This window comes from Prevotella sp. HJM029, from assembly GCF_000599605.1.
Taxonomy (GTDB): domain Bacteria; phylum Bacteroidota; class Bacteroidia; order Bacteroidales; family Bacteroidaceae; genus Prevotella.
The window spans coordinates 1-2,074 of record NZ_AZHT01000105.1 but is presented as its reverse complement, the minus strand read 5'-3'; the positions used below and the strand labels follow the sequence as shown (position 1 = coordinate 2,074).

4 protein-coding genes are annotated in these 2,074 nt (G+C 44.0%); all 4 read right to left on the bottom strand.

The annotated features are described in order from the left end of the window. Positions 1–337 (bottom strand): PcfK-like family protein (locus X919_RS0105920; protein WP_028899394.1); only part of this gene is annotated, 337 nt, incomplete at its 3' end. 5 nt (positions 338–342) lie between these two features. After that, on the bottom strand, positions 343–774 hold the full coding sequence (locus X919_RS0105915) for a hypothetical protein (RefSeq protein WP_028899393.1): 432 nt from the start codon (positions 772–774) through the stop codon (positions 343–345). 353 nt (positions 775–1,127) lie between these two features. Further along, entirely contained in the window at positions 1,128–1,475 is a 348-nt protein-coding gene (locus tag X919_RS0105910) for a hypothetical protein (protein WP_028899392.1), read from the bottom strand. Between the two features lie 139 nt (positions 1,476–1,614). Beyond that, on the bottom strand, positions 1,615–2,074 hold a 460-nt coding region (locus X919_RS0105905; protein WP_028899391.1), incomplete at its 5' end, for a DUF1896 domain-containing protein.

Genomic DNA, 2,074 nt, shown 5'->3' with positions numbered 1-2,074 from the left:
CAAGTTCCTCACGCTGATATTGTTTAATGGCTTCCTGCCTTGCTTCGACTTTTTCTTCCTCTGTGAGTTCCACAATGTGATTAACGGCAACTTGGCAAGAAACAGCCTTGCCGACCTCTATATCGTCCTCATCGTAGTAGTGAACAGCCATAGAGAAGATTTCATCATCATCAAAGCCGTTGCAACCGCTTTTCTGCACTTCATTAAGAATGTAGGTGATGCACTCCTCGATATTCTTGTTCGGTTTCATCAAGTTAGGGGCAAACAAGGGGTCTGTCATAGCACGCTGATTGAGATACTCGGCTATTGTCCGTGTGAAATGTTCTGTTCCTTTCATATTGCTTAGTATTTTGGGATTTCTACTATTTGATTGATGCGTCCATATAGGTAGGCTCTTAGGCTTGTTCTGTCGGCTGCGTAATACTCTGTCCATTGTCCGTACTGATTGACAAGATATTTCTTCAGTACATCAAAGAAGTCAAAGCGATAGCCTTGCAGTGGAACGGCTGTTCGGAAATAGGTGTTTGAGTTCACCGCTTCACATAGCCAATTCTTTTCCTCACGGCTCATCATTTCGCCACGATAGAGTTTCATACGCAGGAGATATACTTTGCTGTTACAAAGGCTCTCCAACGGGGGAACGTCCCATTGTACAAACTTAATTGCCAACACTTGCTCACTTTTTTCAGCCACAGGGTTAATGCGGTAATGAGAGGAGGAGCTATATCCTTTGCTGTTCATCGACGATGTTGTATTTACTTTTTGCTTATCCATAGCGACATTTTTTTTATGCGTCCAAAGATCGGAGTATGCTGATTCCTTTTTGTAGCAAAATAGAGGTAGCGGGGCGGGCTTGCACAAGGTTTTGGCGGAAAATACAACCCGTAGGTGTGGAGATTTTCCAGACAAACCAAGCGGCACAGACCTTGGGAAAGCCACAAGCCCCGTACTACCTTTGCGGATAAAAAGGGAACAGCATCCGTCTTCTTCATTTCGCATATTGTGGAGCATTGGAAAGGAAGCGAAAGTGCAACGCTCGTAGTGGGAAATAGAAAAGGTGGCTATCTCGAAATGTGAGATAACCACCTAATGAACGATAAATGAAAGGTATTACAGAGCTGTGCTTCTCAAAGCACGCATAGCAGGATGGCACAGAGAATTGACAACCAGAAGAGTATGCTCAGCAGCGTAAATGTTACTTTTAGAATTACCCTGACTATAAAGCGTAGTATCAGAAAACCTGCAATGACAGAGACGGCAGTTACGACTTGCGGTGTTACCATCCTCGAGATAAGCCAAATGACACCGAAAACGATGGAAAGCAGGATAGCGAGTTCGATGAAGCGTGTCCAACCGAAGCGACGGACTTGCTTGGGAGAAGTCGGCTGCTGCTTGATATTATCGGTTTTATTCGATGCGTCTGCCTTGATGAAGGCAGGTGTGTGAACGTCTTGATTCATGATGATTGTATTCATATCAGAGCTTTTAATAGTTTCAAGAGCAGTTACAAGATATTCTGCCTCACAAAGCCAAGTGTTTGCCTAAACTCTTGGTGTGTGGGGAAGAATAGTTATCTTGGCTCTTGACACTACAAAAGCTCCCGATGGTATTACATCAAGTTATGTTCTCACTATCGACTGTTGGCAGACCATTGACCTCAATGAGCAAAACGATTGTCCCTGTCAGTTCGGTGTAGAGTTTCTCATACTCTGGACTTGCACCAAAATCGTCTGTCAGTTCATACTTATCGAAAACGCTTTGCACAGCCTTATTCTTTAGAAGCATTGGTGTTAGTCTTTCAGGAAGAGGAGAAGGAAGTTCTTTCTCGAACTCATTCTCTAAGACGGATACAAGCGTGTCATACTTGGAAAAGTGCAAACCTTGATATAAGACTTCGCTTGCCATTGTCTCTGCTTCGGGATGCGAGAAGCCCTGTGCCACTGCATCACAATAGGTAGTAAGGGATTCATCAGCTCTTGCCGTTATGAATGGGTTGTCAGCCAGCATTTCTGGGAAATGCTCACTGAGGTAGTTCTCTAACTTCAAACGGAAGTAGGAAAGCTCTTTCTTTGTT

What these genes read in the sequence shown, in the direction of transcription:
- X919_RS0105910 (WP_028899392.1), bottom strand. Translation starts at nt 1,475, where the DNA reads ATGAATACAATCATCATGAATCAAGACGTTCACACACCTGCCTTCATC.
- X919_RS0105915 (WP_028899393.1), bottom strand. Translation starts at nt 774, where the DNA reads ATGGATAAGCAAAAAGTAAATACAACATCGTCGATGAACAGCAAAGGA.